General features: G+C 52.2%; 18 protein-coding genes and 2 pseudogenes. 12 read left to right on the top strand and 8 right to left on the bottom strand.

The features are described 5' to 3' along the window. Nucleotides 1-331, top strand: a pseudogene (locus BHE85_RS23960) (IS1-like element IS1X2 family transposase); the annotation flags it as partial. 24 nt (nucleotides 332-355) lie between these two features. Here the strand turns inward: BHE85_RS23960 and rbn are convergent. Beyond that, nucleotides 356-1,273, bottom strand: coding sequence for a ribonuclease BN (rbn, locus tag BHE85_RS23955; RefSeq protein ID WP_001300687.1), 918 nt, complete (start codon nucleotides 1,271-1,273; stop codon nucleotides 356-358). A gap of 64 nt (nucleotides 1,274-1,337) precedes the next feature. Here rbn and BHE85_RS23950 point away from each other — a divergent pair, with 64 nt between their 5' ends. From BHE85_RS23950 to pmrD, 9 genes and pseudogenes are all read left to right on the top strand, one after another. Further along, nucleotides 1,338-1,799 (top strand): GNAT family N-acetyltransferase, encoded by a 462-nt coding sequence (locus BHE85_RS23950; RefSeq protein WP_000574088.1) that lies wholly within the window; start codon nucleotides 1,338-1,340, stop codon nucleotides 1,797-1,799. Between the two features lie 54 nt (nucleotides 1,800-1,853). Further along, a complete protein-coding gene (gene elaB, locus BHE85_RS23945; RefSeq protein WP_000070624.1) occupies nucleotides 1,854-2,159 on the top strand; it encodes a stress response protein ElaB in 306 nt (101 codons plus the stop codon). 78 nt (nucleotides 2,160-2,237) lie between these two features. Further along, entirely contained in the window at nucleotides 2,238-3,533 is a 1,296-nt protein-coding gene (gene menF / locus BHE85_RS23940) for an isochorismate synthase MenF (RefSeq protein WP_001191394.1), read from the top strand. Nucleotides 3,534-3,621: 88 nt separating this feature from the next. Further along, nucleotides 3,622-5,293 (top strand): annotated as a pseudogene (menD, locus tag BHE85_RS23935) (2-succinyl-5-enolpyruvyl-6-hydroxy-3-cyclohexene-1-carboxylic-acid synthase). After that, the gene (gene menH / locus BHE85_RS23930; protein ID WP_039064199.1) at nucleotides 5,290-6,048 is read left to right on the top strand and encodes a 2-succinyl-6-hydroxy-2,4-cyclohexadiene-1-carboxylate synthase; all 759 of its coding nucleotides are present in this window, start codon (nucleotides 5,290-5,292) and stop codon (nucleotides 6,046-6,048) included. The pseudogene menD and the gene menH overlap by 4 nt, the downstream one beginning before the upstream one ends. A gap of 14 nt (nucleotides 6,049-6,062) precedes the next feature. Beyond that, nucleotides 6,063-6,920, top strand: a complete 858-nt coding sequence (gene menB, locus BHE85_RS23925) for a 1,4-dihydroxy-2-naphthoyl-CoA synthase (RefSeq protein ID WP_000640002.1) — start codon at nucleotides 6,063-6,065, stop codon at nucleotides 6,918-6,920. Then, on the top strand, nucleotides 6,920-7,882 hold the full coding sequence (gene menC / locus BHE85_RS23920) for an o-succinylbenzoate synthase (protein ID WP_001255598.1): 963 nt from the start codon (nucleotides 6,920-6,922) through the stop codon (nucleotides 7,880-7,882). Before menB ends, menC begins: the two co-directional genes overlap by 1 nt. Continuing rightward, the gene (gene menE, locus BHE85_RS23915; RefSeq protein ID WP_000577613.1) at nucleotides 7,879-9,234 is read left to right on the top strand and encodes an o-succinylbenzoate--CoA ligase; all 1,356 of its coding nucleotides are present in this window, start codon (nucleotides 7,879-7,881) and stop codon (nucleotides 9,232-9,234) included. Before menC ends, menE begins: the two co-directional genes overlap by 4 nt. A 109-nt stretch (nucleotides 9,235-9,343) precedes the next feature. Further along, on the top strand, nucleotides 9,344-9,610 hold the full coding sequence (gene pmrD, locus BHE85_RS23910) for a signal transduction protein PmrD (protein ID WP_001297080.1): 267 nt from the start codon (nucleotides 9,344-9,346) through the stop codon (nucleotides 9,608-9,610). On the opposite strand, the gene arnF is transcribed toward pmrD, so the two are convergent. Genes arnF through arnB form a run of 7 tightly spaced genes read right to left on the bottom strand, consistent with a single transcriptional unit; the run spans nucleotide 9,604 to nucleotide 16,954 of the window. After that, complete coding sequence (gene arnF / locus BHE85_RS23905; protein ID WP_000523005.1) at nucleotides 9,604-9,990, bottom strand: 4-amino-4-deoxy-L-arabinose-phosphoundecaprenol flippase subunit ArnF; 387 nt, start codon at nucleotides 9,988-9,990, stop codon at nucleotides 9,604-9,606. The two genes, pmrD and arnF, sit on opposite strands and share 7 nt — an antisense overlap. Next, entirely contained in the window at nucleotides 9,990-10,325 is a 336-nt protein-coding gene (arnE, locus tag BHE85_RS23900) for a 4-amino-4-deoxy-L-arabinose-phosphoundecaprenol flippase subunit ArnE (RefSeq protein ID WP_000638031.1), read from the bottom strand. Before arnE ends, arnF begins: the two co-directional genes overlap by 1 nt. Then, on the bottom strand, nucleotides 10,322-11,974 hold the full coding sequence (gene arnT / locus BHE85_RS23895; protein WP_000844050.1) for a lipid IV(A) 4-amino-4-deoxy-L-arabinosyltransferase: 1,653 nt from the start codon (nucleotides 11,972-11,974) through the stop codon (nucleotides 10,322-10,324). The genes arnE and arnT overlap by 4 nt, the downstream gene beginning before the upstream one ends. Continuing rightward, nucleotides 11,974-12,864 (bottom strand): 4-deoxy-4-formamido-L-arabinose-phosphoundecaprenol deformylase, encoded by an 891-nt coding sequence (gene arnD, locus BHE85_RS23890; RefSeq protein WP_000169731.1) that lies wholly within the window; start codon nucleotides 12,862-12,864, stop codon nucleotides 11,974-11,976. The genes arnT and arnD overlap by 1 nt, the downstream gene beginning before the upstream one ends. Next, nucleotides 12,861-14,843, bottom strand: a complete 1,983-nt coding sequence (gene arnA / locus BHE85_RS23885; protein ID WP_000860255.1) for a bifunctional UDP-4-amino-4-deoxy-L-arabinose formyltransferase/UDP-glucuronic acid oxidase ArnA — start codon at nucleotides 14,841-14,843, stop codon at nucleotides 12,861-12,863. Before arnA ends, arnD begins: the two co-directional genes overlap by 4 nt. Next, nucleotides 14,843-15,811, bottom strand: coding sequence for an undecaprenyl-phosphate 4-deoxy-4-formamido-L-arabinose transferase (arnC, locus tag BHE85_RS23880; RefSeq protein WP_000461657.1), 969 nt, complete (start codon nucleotides 15,809-15,811; stop codon nucleotides 14,843-14,845). Before arnC ends, arnA begins: the two co-directional genes overlap by 1 nt. Before the next feature lie 3 nt (nucleotides 15,812-15,814). Next, nucleotides 15,815-16,954: a UDP-4-amino-4-deoxy-L-arabinose aminotransferase gene (gene arnB / locus BHE85_RS23875; RefSeq protein ID WP_001388277.1), complete on the bottom strand. Its 1,140-nt coding sequence runs from the start codon at nucleotides 16,952-16,954 to the stop codon at nucleotides 15,815-15,817. Between the two features lie 250 nt (nucleotides 16,955-17,204). Between arnB and BHE85_RS23870 the strand changes: the two genes are divergently transcribed. Next, nucleotides 17,205-17,879 carry a histidine phosphatase family protein gene (locus tag BHE85_RS23870; protein WP_000055776.1) on the top strand — a complete coding sequence of 225 codons (675 nt, stop codon included), beginning with the start codon at nucleotides 17,205-17,207 and terminating at the stop codon, nucleotides 17,877-17,879. Between the two features lie 28 nt (nucleotides 17,880-17,907). Further along, nucleotides 17,908-18,072: IS1 family transposase (locus tag BHE85_RS23865; RefSeq protein ID WP_047664789.1), on the top strand; the 165-nt coding region annotated here is incomplete at its 3' end.

Genomic DNA, 18,072 nt, shown 5'->3' with positions numbered 1-18,072 from the left:
GCTGTTTTACGCGTATGACAGGATACGGAGGACGGTTGTGGCGCACGTCTTCGGTGAACGCACTCTGGCCACACTGGAGCGTCTTCTGAGCCTGCTGTCGGCCTTTGAGGTCGTGGTATGGATGACGGATGGCTGGCCGCTGTATGAATCACGCCTGAAGGGAAAGCTGCACGTTATCAGCAAGCGTTACACTCAGCGCATTGAGCGACATAATCTGAATCTGAGACAACATCTGGCAAGGCTGGGACGGAAGTCACTGTCGTTCTCAAAATCGGTGGAGCTGCATGACAAGGTCATCGGGCATTATCTGAACATAAAACACTATCAGTAAGTTGGAGTCATTACCTAAGCAGAGTTAAACGTTAAACACGGTGAAATCATTCGCTAGTTCAGTCGCCGGGAAAATTGACCTGCATTCACGTAACAGGTGCTGACAACCTTTGTCATCATAGCGCGAGCTGACGTGGGTAATGATTAGCTTACCGACTCCAGCCTCACGGGCTAGTGTCGCAGCCTGGCGTGTAGAGCTATGGCCGCGACTATTGGCTTTGGCTTCCATGGTTATATCCAGCGTCGCTTCGTGCACCATGACATCGACACCTTTAGCCAGGTCAAGTGCGGCATCGCAGGGGCCGGTATCGCCGAAAATAGCGAGCGCTTTACCTGGCACTGGAGCAGCTAAGTAATCTGCGCCGTTAATCTGCCTTCCATCTTCCAGCGTGATTGTTTTGCCCGCTTTTAATTCCTGAAACAGTGGGCCAGGCGGCACGCCAGCAGCTTTTAATGCCTGGGCATTTAATGCACCCGGTTTATCATGTTCTTCAATACGATAGCCATAACATTCCAGTGGGTGTTCCAGCGGATAAGCGGTTACTTTGCGCAGGCCATCATCGAGAATTTCGCCAGCGCCAATTTCGACAATTTCCAGCGGATAATCGGTCCATGAGCCGCTAATCCGCAGCGCGGTTTCCACAAATTCACGGATACCTTGCGGACCATAAATCGTTAAGGGTTGGATAATGCCTGACATAGAACGACTGCACAGCAAGCCGGGTAAACCAAAAAGATGATCGCCATGAAGGTGACTGATAAAAATCTTGTCCAGTTTTCCAGGGTTAAAGGCGGTATGCAGTAGCTGATGCTGGGTGCCTTCACCGCAGTCAAACAACCAAAGTCCGCTCTGGGTCGGATGTTGCAGGTTAAGCAATATTGCCGTGACATTGCGCGTGCGGGTTGGCACACCGGCTGAAGTACCTAAAAAAATTAATTCCATGAGTTCATCACGTTTCAAAAAATATTCCGGCTAGTATAAGGTATACATCTAAAAGGAGAGCATTATGATTGAATGGCAAGATCTGCATCACTCTGAATTATCGGTTTCCCAGCTTTATGCCTTATTACAACTGCGTTGCGCGGTGTTTGTTGTCGAGCAGAATTGCCCTTATCAGGATATCGATGGTGATGATTTGACGGGGGATAATCGCCATATTCTCGGTTGGAAAAATGATGAACTGGTGGCATATGCGAGGATTCTGAAAAGTGATGATGATCTTGAGCCGGTCGTTATTGGTCGGGTGATTGTCAGTGAAGCGTTGCGTGGCGAAAAAGTGGGGCAGCAACTGATGAGTAAAACCCTCGACACCTGCACGCATCACTGGCCTGATAAGCCTGTTTACCTCGGGGCGCAGGCGCATCTGCAAAACTTCTACCAGAGTTTCGGTTTTATCCCTGTGACGGAGGTCTATGAAGAAGATGGTATCCCACACATTGGGATGGCACGCGAGGTAATTCAGGCGTAATCAACAACCCTTGTCTATAGTTAGTGACAGGTTTTACGCAAATGGAGAACGAGAATGTCTAATCAGTTTGGTGATACACGTATCGATGACGACCTGACGCTGCTTAGTGAGACACTGGAAGAGGTGCTCCGCTCCTCTGGCGATCCCGCTGATCAGAAATATGTTGAGCTGAAAGCGCGTGCAGAAAAAGCGCTGGATGATGTGAAAAAACGGGTTAGCCAGGTTTCAGACAGTTATTACTATCGGGCGAAGCAGGCTGTTTATCGTGCTGATGACTACGTCCACGAAAAACCTTGGCAAGGAATTGGTGTGGGCGCGGCCGTTGGGCTGGTACTAGGACTGTTGCTGGCACGCCGTTAAAACCTCCCTACACCGGGGTACTGCATTTTTTTTGTAGTACCCCGTATAATGTGAGGCTTTTAACAGGGAGAGGTCCGCGTGCAATCACTTACTACGGCGCTGGAAAATCTACTGCGCCATTTGTCGCAAGAGATTCCGGCGACACCCGGCATTCGGGTTATCGATATTCCTTTCCCTCTCAAAGACGCTTTTGATGCCTTGAGCTGGCTGGCCAGTCAGCAAACGTACCCGCAATTCTACTGGCAACAACGTAATGGTGATGAAGAAGCTGCCGTCCTGGGCGCGATTACCCGTTTTACGTCGTTGGACCAGGCACAACGTTTTCTTCGCCAGCACCCGGAACACGCCGACTTACGCATTTGGGGGCTGAATGCTTTTGACCCGTCGCAGGGCAATTTACTTTTACCCCGCCTGGAATGGCGACGCTGTGGCGGTAAAGCCACGCTGCGGCTGACGCTATTCAGCGAAAGCTCCCTTCAGCACGATGCGATTCAGGCAAAAGAATTTATCGCCACACTGGTGAGTATCAAGCCCTTGCCTGGGTTACATTTAACCACCACGCGAGAACAACACTGGCCGGACAAAACGGGCTGGACGCAATTAATCGAACTGGCAACGAAAACCATCGCCGAAGGTGAGCTCGACAAAGTGGTGCTCGCTCGGGCAACTGACCTGCATTTCGCAAGTCCGGTCAACGCGGCGGCGATGATGGCTGCCAGTCGTCGACTGAATCTGAATTGCTACCATTTTTACATGGCCTTTGATGGCGAAAATGCTTTTCTTGGCTCTTCACCGGAACGGTTATGGCGGCGGCGTGACAAAGCGCTGCGTACTGAAGCGCTGGCGGGAACAGTAGCAAATCATCCTGATGATAAGCAGGCGCAGCAGTTAGAAGAGTGGCTGATGGCGGATGATAAAAACCAGCGCGAGAACATGCTGGTGGTGGAAGATATCTGCCAACGATTACAGGCCGATACCCAGACGCTGGATGTTTTACCGCCGCAGGTACTGCGTCTGCGTAAAGTGCAGCATCTTCGCCGCTGTATCTGGACTTCACTCAACAAAGCGGATGATGTGATCTGTTTACATCAGTTGCAGCCAACGGCAGCAGTTGCTGGCTTACCGCGCGATCTGGCGCGACAGTTTATCGCCCGTCACGAACCGTTCACCCGAGAATGGTACGCCGGTTCTGCGGGCTATCTCTCATTACAACAAAGCGAATTCTGCGTTTCCCTGCGCTCAGCAAAAATTAGCGGCAATGTCGTGCGATTATATGCTGGCGCGGGCATTGTCCGTGGTTCCGACCCCGAGCAAGAGTGGCAGGAAATCGACAACAAAGCGGCAGGGTTGCGTACTTTATTACAAATGGAATAGTAATGAGTCGCATCATTACCGATTCATATCAATAATCTATTTTTGTAGCTCCTTATACTTAGCCGCAATATTGATACCGGACAAACTCATGTCAGTAAGCGCATTTAACCGACGCTGGGCGGCGGTCATTCTGGAAGCATTAACGCGTCACGGCGTCAGACACATCTGTATCGCCCCAGGCTCGCGTTCTACACCGTTAACGTTAGCGGCGGCGGAGAATTCCGCATTCATTCACCACACCCATTTCGATGAGCGTGGGGTGGGGCATCTGGCGCTGGGGCTGGCGAAAGTCAGCAAGCAGCCGGTGGCGGTGATTGTGACCTCCGGCACTGCGGTGGCAAATCTCTATCCGGCACTGATTGAAGCCGGGTTAACCGGAGAAAAACTGATTCTCTTAACCGCCGATCGCCCGCCGGAGCTAATTGACTGCGGCGCGAATCAGGCAATTCGCCAGCCGGGAATGTTCGCCTCTCACCCCACGCACAGTATTTCATTGCCGCGCCCGACCCAGGATATCCCCGCACGTTGGCTGGTTTCTACCATCGACCACGCTCTCGGTACGCTTCATGCGGGGGGAGTCCATATCAACTGCCCGTTTGCTGAACCGCTGTATGGCGAAATGGACGATACCGGGCTTAGCTGGCAACAGCGTCTGGGTGACTGGTGGCAGGACGACAAACCGTGGCTGCGTGAAGCGCCTAGTCTGGAAAGTGAAAAACAGCGCGACTGGTTCTTCTGGCGACAAAAGCGCGGCGTGGTGGTTGCCGGGCGCATGAGTGCGGAAGAGGGCAAAAAAAGTTGCCCTGTGGGCGCAAACTCTTGGCTGGCCGCTGATTGGCGATGTGCTGTCACAAACCGGGCAGCCGCTGCCGTGTGCCGATCTTTGGTTAGGCAATGCCAAAGCGACCAGCGAGCTGCAGCAGGCGCAAATTGTGGTGCAACTGGGAAGCAGCCTGACGGGCAAACGGCTCCTGCAATGGCAGGCAAGCTGTGAACCCGAAGAGTACTGGATTGTGGATGACATCGAAGGGCGGCTTGATCCGGCGCACCATCGTGGACGCCGCTTAATTGCCAATATTGCCGACTGGCTGGAGCTGCATCCGGCAGAAAAACGCCAGCCCTGGTGCGTTGAAATCCCGCGCCTGGCGGAACAGGCAATGCAGGCGGTTATTGCCCGTCGCGATGCGTTTGGCGAAGCGCAACTGGCGCATCGCATCAGCGACTATCTGCCTGAACAGGGGCAATTGTTTGTCGGTAACAGCCTGGTGGTACGTCTGATTGATGCGCTTTCGCAACTTCCGGCAGGTTACCCGGTGTACAGCAACCGAGGGGCCAGCGGTATCGACGGACTGCTTTCGACCGCCGCAGGCGTTCAGCGGGCAAGCGGCAAACCGACGCTGGCGATTGTGGGCGATCTCTCCGCACTTTACGATCTCAACGCGCTGGCGTTATTGCGTCAGGTTTCTGCGCCGCTGGTATTAATTGTGGTGAACAACAACGGCGGGCAAATTTTCTCGCTGTTGCCAACGCCGCAAAGCGAGCGTGAGCGTTTCTATCTGATGCCGCAAAACGTCCATTTTGAGCACGCCGCCGCGATGTTCGAGCTGAAATATCATCGTCCGCAAAACTGGCAGGAACTTGAAACGGCATTTGCCGACGCCTGGCGCACGCCAACCACCACGGTGATTGAAATGGTGGTTAACGACACCGATGGTGCGCAAACGCTCCAGCAACTTCTGGCGCAGGTAAGCCATTTATGATCCTGCACGCGCAGGCAAAACACGGAAAACCAGGTTTACCCTGGCTGGTGTTTTTGCACGGTTTTTCCGGCGATTGCCACGAATGGCAAGAAGTGGGCGAGGCGTTTGCCGACTACTCACGGTTGTATGTTGATCTCCCAGGTCATGGTGGTTCGGCGGCGATTAGCGTCGATGGATTTGATGAGGTCACCGACTTACTGCGTAAAACCTTGGTTAGTTACAACATCCTTGACTTCTGGCTGGTGGGGTACTCGCTTGGCGGACGGGTGGCGATGATGGCGGCTTGCCAGGGGCTGGCGGGGCTTTGTGGGGTTATTGTCGAAGGCGGGCATCCGGGGCTGCAAAATGCTGAACAACGTGCGGAACGTCAGCGTTCCGATCGCCAATGGGCGCAGCGTTTTCGCACAGAACCGTTAACGGCGGTATTTGCCGACTGGTATCAACAGCCTGTTTTTGCCTCGCTCAATGACGATCAACGCCGGGAGCTGGTGGCGCTGCGCAGCAACAATAATGGCGCAACCCTTGCCGCCATGCTGGAGGCGACTTCTCTCGCCGTCCAGCCTGATTTACGTGCTAACCTTAGCGCCCGCACATTTGCGTTTTATTATTTATGTGGTGAACGTGACAGCAAATTCCGCGCCCTGGCGGCGGAACTGGCTGCCGACTGCCATGTCATTCCTCGCGTCGGACATAACGCGCATCGGGAAAATCCCGCTGGCGTAATCGCAAGTCTGGCGCAGATCTTGCGTTTCTGACTAAAGGACACAATATGATTTATCCTGATGAAGCAATGCTTTACGCACCGGTTGAATGGCACGACTGCTCCGAAGGTTTCGAGGACATTCGTTATGAAAAATCCACCGATGGTATCGCAAAAATCACCATTAATCGTCCGCAGGTGCGCAATGCCTTCCGTCCTCTGACGGTAAAAGAGATGATCCAGGCACTGGCAGATGCGCGTTATGACGACAACGTCGGCGTGATCATTCTGACTGGCGCAGGTGATAAAGCGTTCTGCTCCGGCGGTGACCAGAAAGTGCGTGGTGATTACGGCGGCTATAAAGATGATTCCGGCGTACATCACCTGAACGTGCTGGACTTCCAGCGTCAGATCCGTACCTGTCCGAAACCGGTTGTCGCGATGGTGGCTGGCTACTCCATCGGCGGCGGTCACGTTCTGCACATGATGTGCGACCTGACTATCGCGGCAGATAATGCCATCTTCGGTCAGACTGGCCCGAAAGTCGGTTCCTTCGACGGCGGCTGGGGCGCTTCCTACATGGCTCGCATCGTCGGACAGAAAAAAGCGCGGGAAATCTGGTTCCTGTGCCGTCAGTACGACGCGAAACAGGCGCTGGATATGGGCCTTGTCAACACCGTGGTACCGCTGGCGGATCTGGAAAAAGAGACCGTTCGCTGGTGCCGCGAAATGCTGCAAAACAGTCCGATGGCGCTGCGCTGCCTGAAAGCTGCACTGAACGCCGACTGTGACGGGCAGGCGGGGCTGCAGGAGCTGGCGGGCAACGCCACCATGCTGTTCTACATGACGGAAGAAGGTCAGGAAGGTCGCAACGCTTTCAACCAGAAACGTCAGCCTGATTTCAGCAAATTTAAACGGAATCCGTAATGCGTAGCGCGCAGGTATACCGCTGGCAGATCCCCATGGACGCGGGGGTGGTTCTGCGCGACAGGCGGTTAAAAACCCGCGACGGGCTGTACGTTTGCCTGCGTGAGGGCGAGCGCGAAGGGTGGGGGGAGATCTCCCCACTGCCGGGCTTCAGCCAGGAAACCTGGGAAGAGGCGCAAAGCGTGCTGCTTGCCTGGGTAAATAACTGGCTGGCAGGCGATTGCGAGCTACTGCAGATGCCTTCCATTGCCTTTGGCGTAAGCTGTGCATTGGCGGAGCTGGCAGATACGCTCCCGCAGGCGGCCAATTACCGTGCGGCACCACTGTGTAATGGCGATCCTGACGATCTGATCCTCAAACTTGCTGATATGCCAGGCGAGAAAGTGGCGAAGGTCAAAGTGGGATTGTACGAAGCCGTGCGCGACGGCATGGTGGTTAATCTGTTGCTGGAGGCAATTCCGGATCTGCATTTGCGTCTTGACGCAAATCGCGCCTGGACACCGCTGAAAGGTCAGCAGTTTGCCAAATATGTTAACCCGGATTATCGCCACCGCATCGCGTTTCTCGAAGAGCCGTGCAAAACCCGCGATGATTCGCGAGCGTTTGCCCGTGAAACCGGCATTGCCATTGCCTGGGATGAAAGCCTGCGCGAGCCGGATTTTGCCTTTGTGGCTGAAGAGGGCGTGCGCGCGGTAGTTATCAAACCCACGCTCACGGGCAGTCTGGAAAAAGTACGCGAGCAGGTACAGGCGGCGCACGCGTTGAGGCTGACGGCGGTGATCAGTTCTTCTATTGAGTCGAGCTTAGGCTTAACGCAACTGGCGCGGATTGCCGCCTGGTTAACGCCGGACACCATTCCAGGGCTGGACACGCTGGATCTGATGCAGGCGCAGCAGGTACGTCGCTGGCCGGGTAGCACGCTGCCTGTCGTGGAAGTTGATGCACTGGAGCGGTTGTTATGATCTTCTCTGACTGGCCGTGGCGTCACTGGCGGCAAGTGCGGGGAGAAGCCATCGCCTTACGTCTTAATGACGAGCAACTCAACTGGCGCGAGCTTTGTGCTCGCGTCGATGAGTTAGCTACGGGCTTTGCGGCGCAGGGTGTGGTTGAGGGCAGCGGCGTGATGTTGCGGGCGTGGAATACGCCGCAAACGCTGCTCGCCTGGCTGGCGTTACTGCAATGCGGGGCGCGGGTGCTGCCCGTAAATCCACAGCTTCCGCAACCGTTGCTTGAGGAATTACTGCCAAATCTTACACTGCAATATGCGCTGGTGCTGGAAGGAGAAAATACTTTCCCGGCGTTAACTTCACTGCATATTCAGATGGTTGAAGGCACACATTCAGCTCTGTGGCAACCAACACGTCTTTGTTCAATGACATTGACCTCCGGCTCCACCGGTTTACCGAAAGCCGCTGTCCATACTTATCAGGCCCATCTTGCCAGTGCGCAAGGTGTGTTATCGCTGATTCCGTTTGGCGATCACGATGACTGGTTGCTCTCTTTACCGCTGTTTCACGTCTCCGGTCAGGGAATTATGTGGCGCTGGTTATACGCTGGTGCGCGGATGACGGTGCGTGATAAACAGCCATTGGAGCAAATGCTGGCAGGCTGTACTCACGCTTCACTGGTGCCAACACAACTCTGGCGTTTGCTGGTTAACCGCAGTTCCGTTTCCCTGAAAGCGGTGTTACTTGGCGGCGCGGCTATCCCGGTCGAGTTGACGGAACAGGCGCGCGAGCAGGGGATTCGTTGCTTTTGCGGCTATGGTCTGACCGAGTTTGCCTCCACGGTATGTGCGAAAGAAGCCGACGGCCTGGCAGACGTTGGTTCGCCGCTGCCGGGTCGGGAAGTGAAAATCGTTAATAATGAAGTGTGGCTGCGGGCTGCCAGTATGGCAGAAGGTTACTGGCGTAACGGGCAACTGGTTTCACTGGTTAATGACGAAGGCTGGTACGCTACGCGCGATCGCGGTGAGATGCATAATGGCAAGCTGACCATTGTCGGACGTTTAGACAATCTGTTATTCAGTGGCGGTGAGGGTATTCAGCCGGAAGAAGTCGAGCGTGTTATTGCTGCACATCCTGCGGTTTTGCAGGTGTTTATCGTTCCCGTTGCCGACAAGGAGTTTGGTCATCGGCCGGTAGCGGTGGTGGAGTATGACCAGCAAACCGTTGATCTTGGCGAATGGGTGAAAGATAAGCTGGCTCGTTTTCAACAACCGGTGCGCTGGCTGACTTTACCGCCGGAGCTGAAAAACGGCGGTATTAAAATTTCACGTCAGGCGCTAAAAGAGTGGGTGCAACGTCAGCAATAATTAACCCTCCGTTTCACTTCTCATTTCTGCCATTCCATTGCCGTTGATAAAGAGTTTATCTGTTAATCTGTAAATTGATGTGAAAACTCTTAGCAAACAGGATAATGCAATGGAATGGCTGGTCAAAAAATCGTGCTGCAATAAACAAGATAACAGACATGTACTTATGCTCTGCGATGCTGGCGGCGCGATAAAAATGATCGCCGAAGTGAAGAGTGACTTCGCCGTGAAAGTGGGGGATTTACTCTCGCCTTTGCAGAATGCGCTTTATTGTATTAATCGTGAAAAGCTGCATACGGTGAAAGTCCTCTCGGCAAGCAGTTATAGCCCCGATGAGTGGGAACGGCAGTGTACAGCGGCAGGGAAAACTCAGTAACGTTGTTTTGTCGTGGGCAGGAAAATCAGCATCAACCCGCTCATAATACAGGCTACTCCCAGTAGTGCTTTCAGCGAAAAAGTCCCTTCCCAGCCGGGAAGTACCATTGAAGCAATCCATACCAGCACATAACTCATACTGAGCAAGGCATAGGCTTTGCTTAGCGCAAGTTTATGTAGCGTTTTATACCAACAAAAAACGGAAAGCAGATAACCCAGCAGCCCGAGTAACAGTATCCGGGCATCCAGGCCAAAAGCTAACAGAGCCGCGATAAAATCCCATAAGTGCGTCATCGGCGGCAGATGACTTGCCGCAAAACCCAGGCTTAATTGCGCAACTGAGGCAATAATGACGCTGAATAATCCCCATATCAGGCCCATTACACCGTACTCCCGAGGATCACAATGCCACCAATAATGAACGCCACCCCACACCAGTGACGCGGCGATACCGGTTCGTGCCACAGTTTTACTGCAGCCAGCGTCACCCAGACAAAATTCAGACTTAACATCGGGTAGGCAATGCCTACCGGTACGTTCTGCAAGACCAGCAGCCAGAGCACCATGGCAAGACCAAGACAAGCCAGCGCCAGTCCCAGCCACAGCACGATATGTTTGCGCCGTTTGTTTATCGCCACAAAGCAGGTTGCCTGTTTCTGACACAACTGCCCGGCAACGCTAAGCAAGCTGGCAAAGACTAATGTTAGCCAGATCATTTGGGACGATACTGAATCAGCACCAGACGCTCCTGACGATCGATGGCATCTGCGGGCGGAATGGCGAGACTGTTGATATCTTCATCGCGGTCAACCGAAAGCACGAGTGTAATAATCCCCTCCTGACGATGTTGATTAAGCCAGTTTGCGAACTCATCACCGCTGACAAATCTCCCTTTCGCATCCGGATAATTAAGGCCGTATTTCAACTCACCTGTCTGGCGATACATGATGATGTCATCGCGTTGCAGGCTCCATGCCAGACCTGCGGCAACACCGACGCTATCAGTAAGAATATAGCGGCTTGGTTGAAGTGATTCTTGTGTCATCTCGACAAAAAATTGCGGATGTTTTCCTTCCATGACTCTGTCAGGAATTGAAAATCCTACCAGCAACGCCAGCCCCAGCGGGCAAAGCGCGGCGAAAGACCAGGTCTTTTCGACGTTTGTTAAGGTGTACCAGCCGAAAAATGCCCATAGCGAAAAAATCGACCAGGCACAAAAGACTTTATAGCTCTCGAAGGTTTGCCACACCGGCGTGTTCATTGGTCCCCACGGGGAGACCACAAATGTGGCAATAATGCCAGTGACGCCAAAAGCGATGTTAATCCAGCCATTAATCCGCAGCGCCAGAGGATTATTTTTTGCTGCCAGCAAAGCGTAATGCGCCATCAGCATTGCCAGAGATGCAAAGCAGGAAAGAATATAGGTGGGCAATTTACCTTTAGCGACGGAGAAAAACAGCAGCGGCATTATCGTCCAGCTCAACAAATAGACGGTTGCGGAATGCTTGCGGTTTTTCCAGCCTGTGTACAGTGCACCGGGGAGTAATCCCAGCCACGGCAGGCTACCGGCAATGATGACCGGCACGTAGTACCAGAACGGAGCTCTATGTTGGGCATCATCCAGTGCAAAGCGTTGAATATGCTCAACCCAGAAAAAATAGTGCCAGAAGTCAGGCTCCCGCTGCGCTATCGCCAGTCCCCAAGGGAGAACCGTCAGTACGCAACTGATAACCGCCAGCCAGCCGTAAATAAAGAGATCTTTCCAGCGTTTTTGCGTCGCTACCCATGGCAGCACGCTTAATACCGGCACGGCAAGGGCGAGAAAACCTTTGGTCATCACCCCCATGCCGCAGGTGATTCCCAGCAGTAAAAATCCTGCGCTTTTGCCTTTCCACGTCTGTGCCTGCATTGCCAGCCAGAAGCTGCACATTCCCGCCACCAGCCAGAATGCAATAAACGGATCGAGCACGGCATAAGTGCCGATGGCATAGACAATAAACAATGAGAGATAAATTACTGTGGCGAGTAGAGCCAGACGTTTATCGCGCCATAAGCGCAGAGTAAACCAGGTCACCAGCGCGGCAGTTAACAGGGTCGCAAAGATAACGCCTGCCCGCACACCAAAGTTATTCGCGCCAAATAGCCATTGCCCAATGCTGTTAATCCAGTATCCGGCAATGGGTTTTTCGAAATAACGTAGCCCTAACAGATGGGGCACAATCCAGTCGCCGGATGCCAGCATTTCTCGACTGATTTCCGCATAACGCGTTTCATCGGGTTGCCAGAGCAGACGCGTGCTGATCGGTAACAGGTAATAGCAGGCAATAAACGCGAAGAGGCCGATAAGGTAACGTACCGATTTCATCAGCGACTACCCGCAATTTGTTGGCAACCCAGCCAGCCTTCACGTCCGGCAATATTTCCGCGAACAACTTGTCCGAGCGGCAACGTCTCTGATAACAGTTCGCTTAAAGGGCAAAATGTCACGCCTTCCTGAGCTGCGCGTTTGAGGAGATCCACAAAATTATGCTGATAAGCGCAGCCTTCAACTTCTGCATGAATGGTATAAACCGGCGTGCCTTTATCTCGCAGGATGCGGTTGAGTAACCAACCGTTAAAATCTTCTGTTTTCACATCCCGACCAATCACTTCATCCCAGGTGGGTAAGGTCACCGGAATTTGCGCAGTGCCAGGGTTTCCTGATTCGAGCAATGGACGGAACGGCATGGCCCCACGACAATCGCTGTTGTAGCGCAAATGGAACGCTTCTTTTGCTTCGATCACCTTCTGGTCGGCACGCCAGCCCGCAGCGGCAGAACAGGTTACCGGTTGACCGATAATCTCTTCCAGAGTGCGAAGACCGCGTGCAATATCGTCGATCATTGTTTGCCGATCCCAGTTACCGCTACGGGCTTGCCAGGCATGGTGATCCCAGGCGTGCAGGCCGACTTCGTGATGTTTAGCCGCTTCACGAATGATATCGGCATTGGCATGACCAATCTCTTTACCTGGCCAGGCCGTACCTGCCAGTAAAATATCCCAGCCATAAAGCGATGCCGCGTTTGAGCGCAGCATCTTCCACAAAAACTGTGGCTTCACCAGTCGCCAGAGATGGCGGCCCATATTGTCCGGGCCGACGCTGAAAAAAATGCTGGCCTGAATATTATGCTTACTCAAGATTTCCAGCAGACGCGGCACGCCTTCACGGGTGCCACGAAAGGTATCGACATCAATGCGTAAGCCTACTTTGGTCATGATGGTTTATCCGTAAGATCAACGGTGCGCAGGAAGAAATCCAGCGTTTCGTCGATGGTTTCCTGCATATCAATTTTCGGCTCCCAGTCCAGGCAGCGGTGGGCATTGCGGATGCTCGGTTTACGATGCTCTACGTCCTGATATCCTTTGCCGTAGTAGCTGCTACTTTCGACAACGCGAAAGCCCGCAAACGGTGGGAAATGATGGCGCAGCGGATGTTTTTCGAAGCTCGCCAGCAGCATCTCGCCCAGTTCCTCAATGCTCGCTTCGTTCTCAGGATTGCCAATGTTGATAATTTCACCGTCGCAGCGATTTCCCGCATTTTCGATAATGCGGTATAACGCCTCGATACCATCGCGAATATCAGTAAAGCAGCGTTTTTGTTTTCCGCCATCAATCAGCTTAATCGGTGAACCTTCTACCAGATTGAGAATGAGTTGCGTAATAGCGCGGGAGCTGCCGATTCGTGCCGCATTAAGGTTATCCAGTCGTGGTCCCATCCAGTTAAACGGGCGGAAGAGGGTGAACTGTAAACCCTCTTTTTCGCCATAGGCCCAGATCACCCGATCAAGTAATTGTTTTGATACCGAATAAATCCAGCGTGGTTTATTCACCGGGCCGACGATTAAATTAGAATGGTCCTCATCGAAGTATTTATCGCTACACATCCCATAAACTTCTGAAGTTGACGGGAAGATGATTCGCTTACGGTACTTCACGCAGTAGCGGATAATGCGCAGATTCTCTTCAAAATCGAGTTCAAATACGCGCAGCGGGTTGCGGGTATATTCAATCGGCGTGGCTATCGCCACCAGCGGCAAGACGACATCACATTTTTTGACATGATACTCAATCCATTCGGAATGAATACTGATATCGCCTTCAACAAAGTGAAAATGCGGATGATTCAGAAAACGGCTTATCGCATCGCTGCCAATATCCAGACCGTAAACTTCATAATGATCTTCGCGCAGCAGGCGTTCTGTCAGATGGTTGCCAATAAAGCCATTCACCCCGAGGATGAGTACCCGGGTACGGCGTCGGGCGGTGCAGGCAGGCTGGCTATTCAAGCGTGAACCTTGCACCAGGCCCAGCGTCTGCGCTAATTGCGAGCCCTGCATAGTAATGCCGTCGCCCGCCTGTCCGGTGACGATTTCCAGCGCGCCATCGCCACAGGCAATCAACAGCGGTGCAATAGAAATCACGCTCCCCGGCTGTGCTTTGCTGGCATGAGGATGAACACGCGACGACCAGACGGTGAATTTCTGATTGCCAACATAGCTGAAGGCACCCGGCCACGGATCGGCAACGGCACGTACCATGTTGTGCAGTACGGATGCCGGTTTATGCCATTCAAGGAAACTGTCATCCGGCGTTCTGCGACCAAAACAGGTGGCTTCGTTTTCGCGCTGGGCGATTTCCAGAATATTACCGTGTTTAATGGCGGGTAATGTCTGTTCCAGTAGCTGGCGCGTGGCATGGCACAATTTATGATGCAGCGTAATAGCGATATCGTCTGGCGCAATGGCAACGCGCAGTTGCGCCACAATGGCCCCAGCATCGGCACGTTTTACCATTCGGTGCAATGTAACGCCCGTTTCCGTTTCACCGTTCACCAGCACCCAGTTCAGCGGCGCGCGACCACGATATTTTGGTAACAGCGAACCGTGCAGATTAAATGCACCTGCGGGAGCGAGCTGCAAAATCTCGTCGCAAATAAGATGGCGATAATAAAAAGAGAAAATCACCTCTGGTGACAGTTGGGCAATGCGTTCCACCCACAGCGGATGATTAACGTTATCCGGCGCATAAACCGGAATGCCTCTTTCCGCCGCCAGATGAGCCACCGAACCATAAAAGGCTTTTTCACCGGGATTATCGGTATGGGTAAAAATGGCGCTAATTTCGTAACCGGCAGCCAGCAGAGCTTCAATACCGAGGCATCCCATATCGTGGTAGGCAAAAACGACGGTTTTCATTATTCATTTTCCTTGCTGGATGGACGGATAACTTGCTGAACAAAATAGCGGGGGCGGGCGCGGACATCGGTGTAGATCCTGCCGATATATTCACCGAGTAATCCCATGCCGATAAACTGAGCGCCAATAAAAGTAAACAGCACGGCAAATAGCATAAAGACGCCTTCTGCCGCCCATTGTGGTCCGAAGGTCAGGCGTAAAATCACCAGCAGCACCGCAATGCTAAAACCTCCAATCGCAATAATGCTGCCGAGCAGACTCAGCATACGTAGCGGCGTTGTGGTAAGGCAGGTCACCAGGTCGTACATCAAATTAATCAGGCGCATAAAACTGTATTTGGATTCACCAAACTCACGCTCGGCATGATGTACTGGAATTTCAATGGCACGGCGGGCGAAGATATTCGCCAGAATCGGGATAAAGGTGCTACGTTCATGGCAGTGCAACATCGCATCGACAATATGACGGCGATAGGCGCGCAGCATACAACCGTAGTCACCCATCGCTTTGCCGGTGGTGCGCTGAATAAGCCGGTTAATCATCTTCGAAGCTGTTTTACGAAACCAGCTGTCCTGGCGGTTCTGGCGTACAGTCCCTACCACGTCGTAACCTTCATCGGCTTTTGCCACTAGGCGGGGGATTTCTTCTGGCGGATTCTGGAGATCGGCATCAAGGGTAATAATTAAGTCGCCAGTAACGTGACTGAATCCCGCCATAATCGCTGAATGTTGCCCGTAATTGCGGTTAAGCAAAATAGACACAATATGGCTGTTCTCCGCTTGTGAGGCTTCGACCAGCATATGCGCGGAATTATCGCTACTGCCGTCATCAATCAGCAGGATCTCATACTCTTTCCCCAACGATTCACAGGCTGTGGTGGTGCGCCTGATTAATTCCGGTAAGCTTTCCTGCTCGTTATAAACGGGAATAACCACCGAGACTTTCTTAACAGGGTGGATTTCAAACATGGCTTATTGTCCTGCGAGTTGCTGAAGGGCTGTGATGACACGGTCGGCATCGGCGGTAGTCATATCCGGGAACAGCGGCAAAGAACAGATGCGTTCGCTATTCCATTCGGTATTCGGTAACGACAGCGTGGGAAAACGCTCGCGATAATATTTTTGTGTGTGAGCGGCGCGGAAATGTAACCCGGTACCAATGCCTCTTTCTTTTAACGCTTCCATCAACGCATCGCGACTGATACCACAACGTTGTTCATCGACACGAATAATAAACAGATGCCAGGCGTGAACGTGCGGCCAGGCGGGAAGGCTTAATGGCTGAAAGGGGAGAGCAGCCAGTGCTTGCTGATATTGCTGGGCAATTTCGCGCCGACGGGTGTTGAGGTGCTCTAATTTTGCTAACTGTGTCAGGGCAATTGCGGCGTTAATATCGGTCAGATTGTACTTATAGCCCGGTGTTAAGACTTCAGCCTGCGGTGCTCGGCCCCAGGTTTGTCTGTCATAGGCATCGACACCCAGGCCGTGAAATTTCAGCATCCGTAGCTGGCGGGCAAGGTTTTCATTATCAGTTACAATCAGGCCACCTTCCGCACAGGTAATATTTTTAATGGCATGAAATGAAAAAATAGCGGTACCTTTTGCGCCAATATGTCGCCCTTTGTAATACGTACCGACGGCATGGGCAGCATCTTCGATAACTGCGATGCCGTAACGTTCGCCAATGGCGCGAATGGCGTCAATATCTGCTGGCGCACCGGCATAATGCACCGGAATGATGGCTTTAGTGCGTGGCGTAATGGCTGACTCGATCGCTTCAGGCGTGACCATCAGCGTATCGCGGTCGACATCCACCATTACCGGCGTTGCACCCAACAAGGAAATCATATTGAGGGTTGAAACCCAGGTCAGGGAAGGCGTAATCACTTCATCGCCCTTGCCAATTTCCAACGCCATTAGCGTGATATGCATTCCGGCGGTGGCTGAACTGACCGCGATGGCATGCTGATTTCCCGTCAACTGGCAAAAGGCTTGCTCAAGCGCCTGATTCTTCGGACCGGTTGTGATCCAACCGGATTCGAGAACTTCTTTAACTGCAGCGAGTTCCTCCACGCCCATTGCTGGTCGCGAAAAAGGCAAAAATTCTGACATTGCTTTTCCTTCCGCCATTGAATACCTGTCCACTTATATTTGCTATAAAGAGTGTTGTGTATATTTTGCCATTTGGAACGAAATTTTAAGGATAGAATATTAACTTAACCTTAAGAAACTAATATTAGACGTAAATATTGAAATTTTTATATTTTTTCTTATTTAGGCTTTGCATTTGGCAAAATTTTGAGGCATTTTGCCGACATCGTAGGATTTTTAATATTACACCAACTGCTAATTATCGCCAGAAATGTCGCTCAATTTCACGGTAATTGTCTGGTTGCGCTTGTCTATAGGTGGAGTTTACGAGTTAGCTTTTTGCCGCTCATCATTGAAGTCAAAAAAATATTTCATCATTTTACTGGCGCTCGCTGCAATTGCCGGACTGGGTACTCATGCCGCCTGGAGTAGCAATGGTTTGCCACGTATCGACAATAAAACATTGGCCAGACTGGCACAGCAGCACCCGGTTGTCGTTTTGTTTCGCCATGCTGAACGTTGCGATCGTTCAACCAATCAATGCTTGTCAGATAAAACAGGTATTACGGTTAAAGGTACCCAGGATGCCCGTGAACTGGGCAACGCTTTTAGCGCTGACATCCCTGATTTCGATCTTTATTCCAGTAATACCGTCCGGACCATTCAGTCGGCGACCTGGTTTTCCGCGGGTAAAAAGCTGACGGTAGATAAACGACTTCTTCAGTGCGGTAATGAGATTTATAGTGCAATTAAGGACTTACAAAGCAAAGCGCCTGATAAAAATATCGTTATTTTCACCCATAATCATTGCCTGACATATATTGCTAAAAATAAGCGTGATGCGACATTTAAACCTGATTATCTGGATGGTTTAGTCATGCATGTGGAAAAAGGCAAAGTTTATCTGGATGGGGAATTCGGTAATGCTGCCAACTTACTGATTTAGTGTATGATGGTGATTTTAAGGTGCTTGCGTGGCTTCCATTTCCATCAGATGTCCTTCCTGCTCCGCTACTGAAGGCGTGGTGCGTAACGGCAAAAGCACTGCCGGACATCAGCGCTATCTCTGCTCTCATTGCCGTAAAACATGGCAACTACAGTTCACTTACACCGCCTCTCAGCCCGGTACGCACCAGAAA

The sequence above is a fragment of the Shigella sp. FC1567 genome (assembly GCF_001743015.1).
Taxonomy (GTDB): Bacteria; Pseudomonadota; Gammaproteobacteria; order Enterobacterales; family Enterobacteriaceae; genus Escherichia; species Escherichia coli.
Note: the sequence above shows the minus strand (reverse complement) of the source record. Positions and strands in the feature narration are given on the sequence as shown.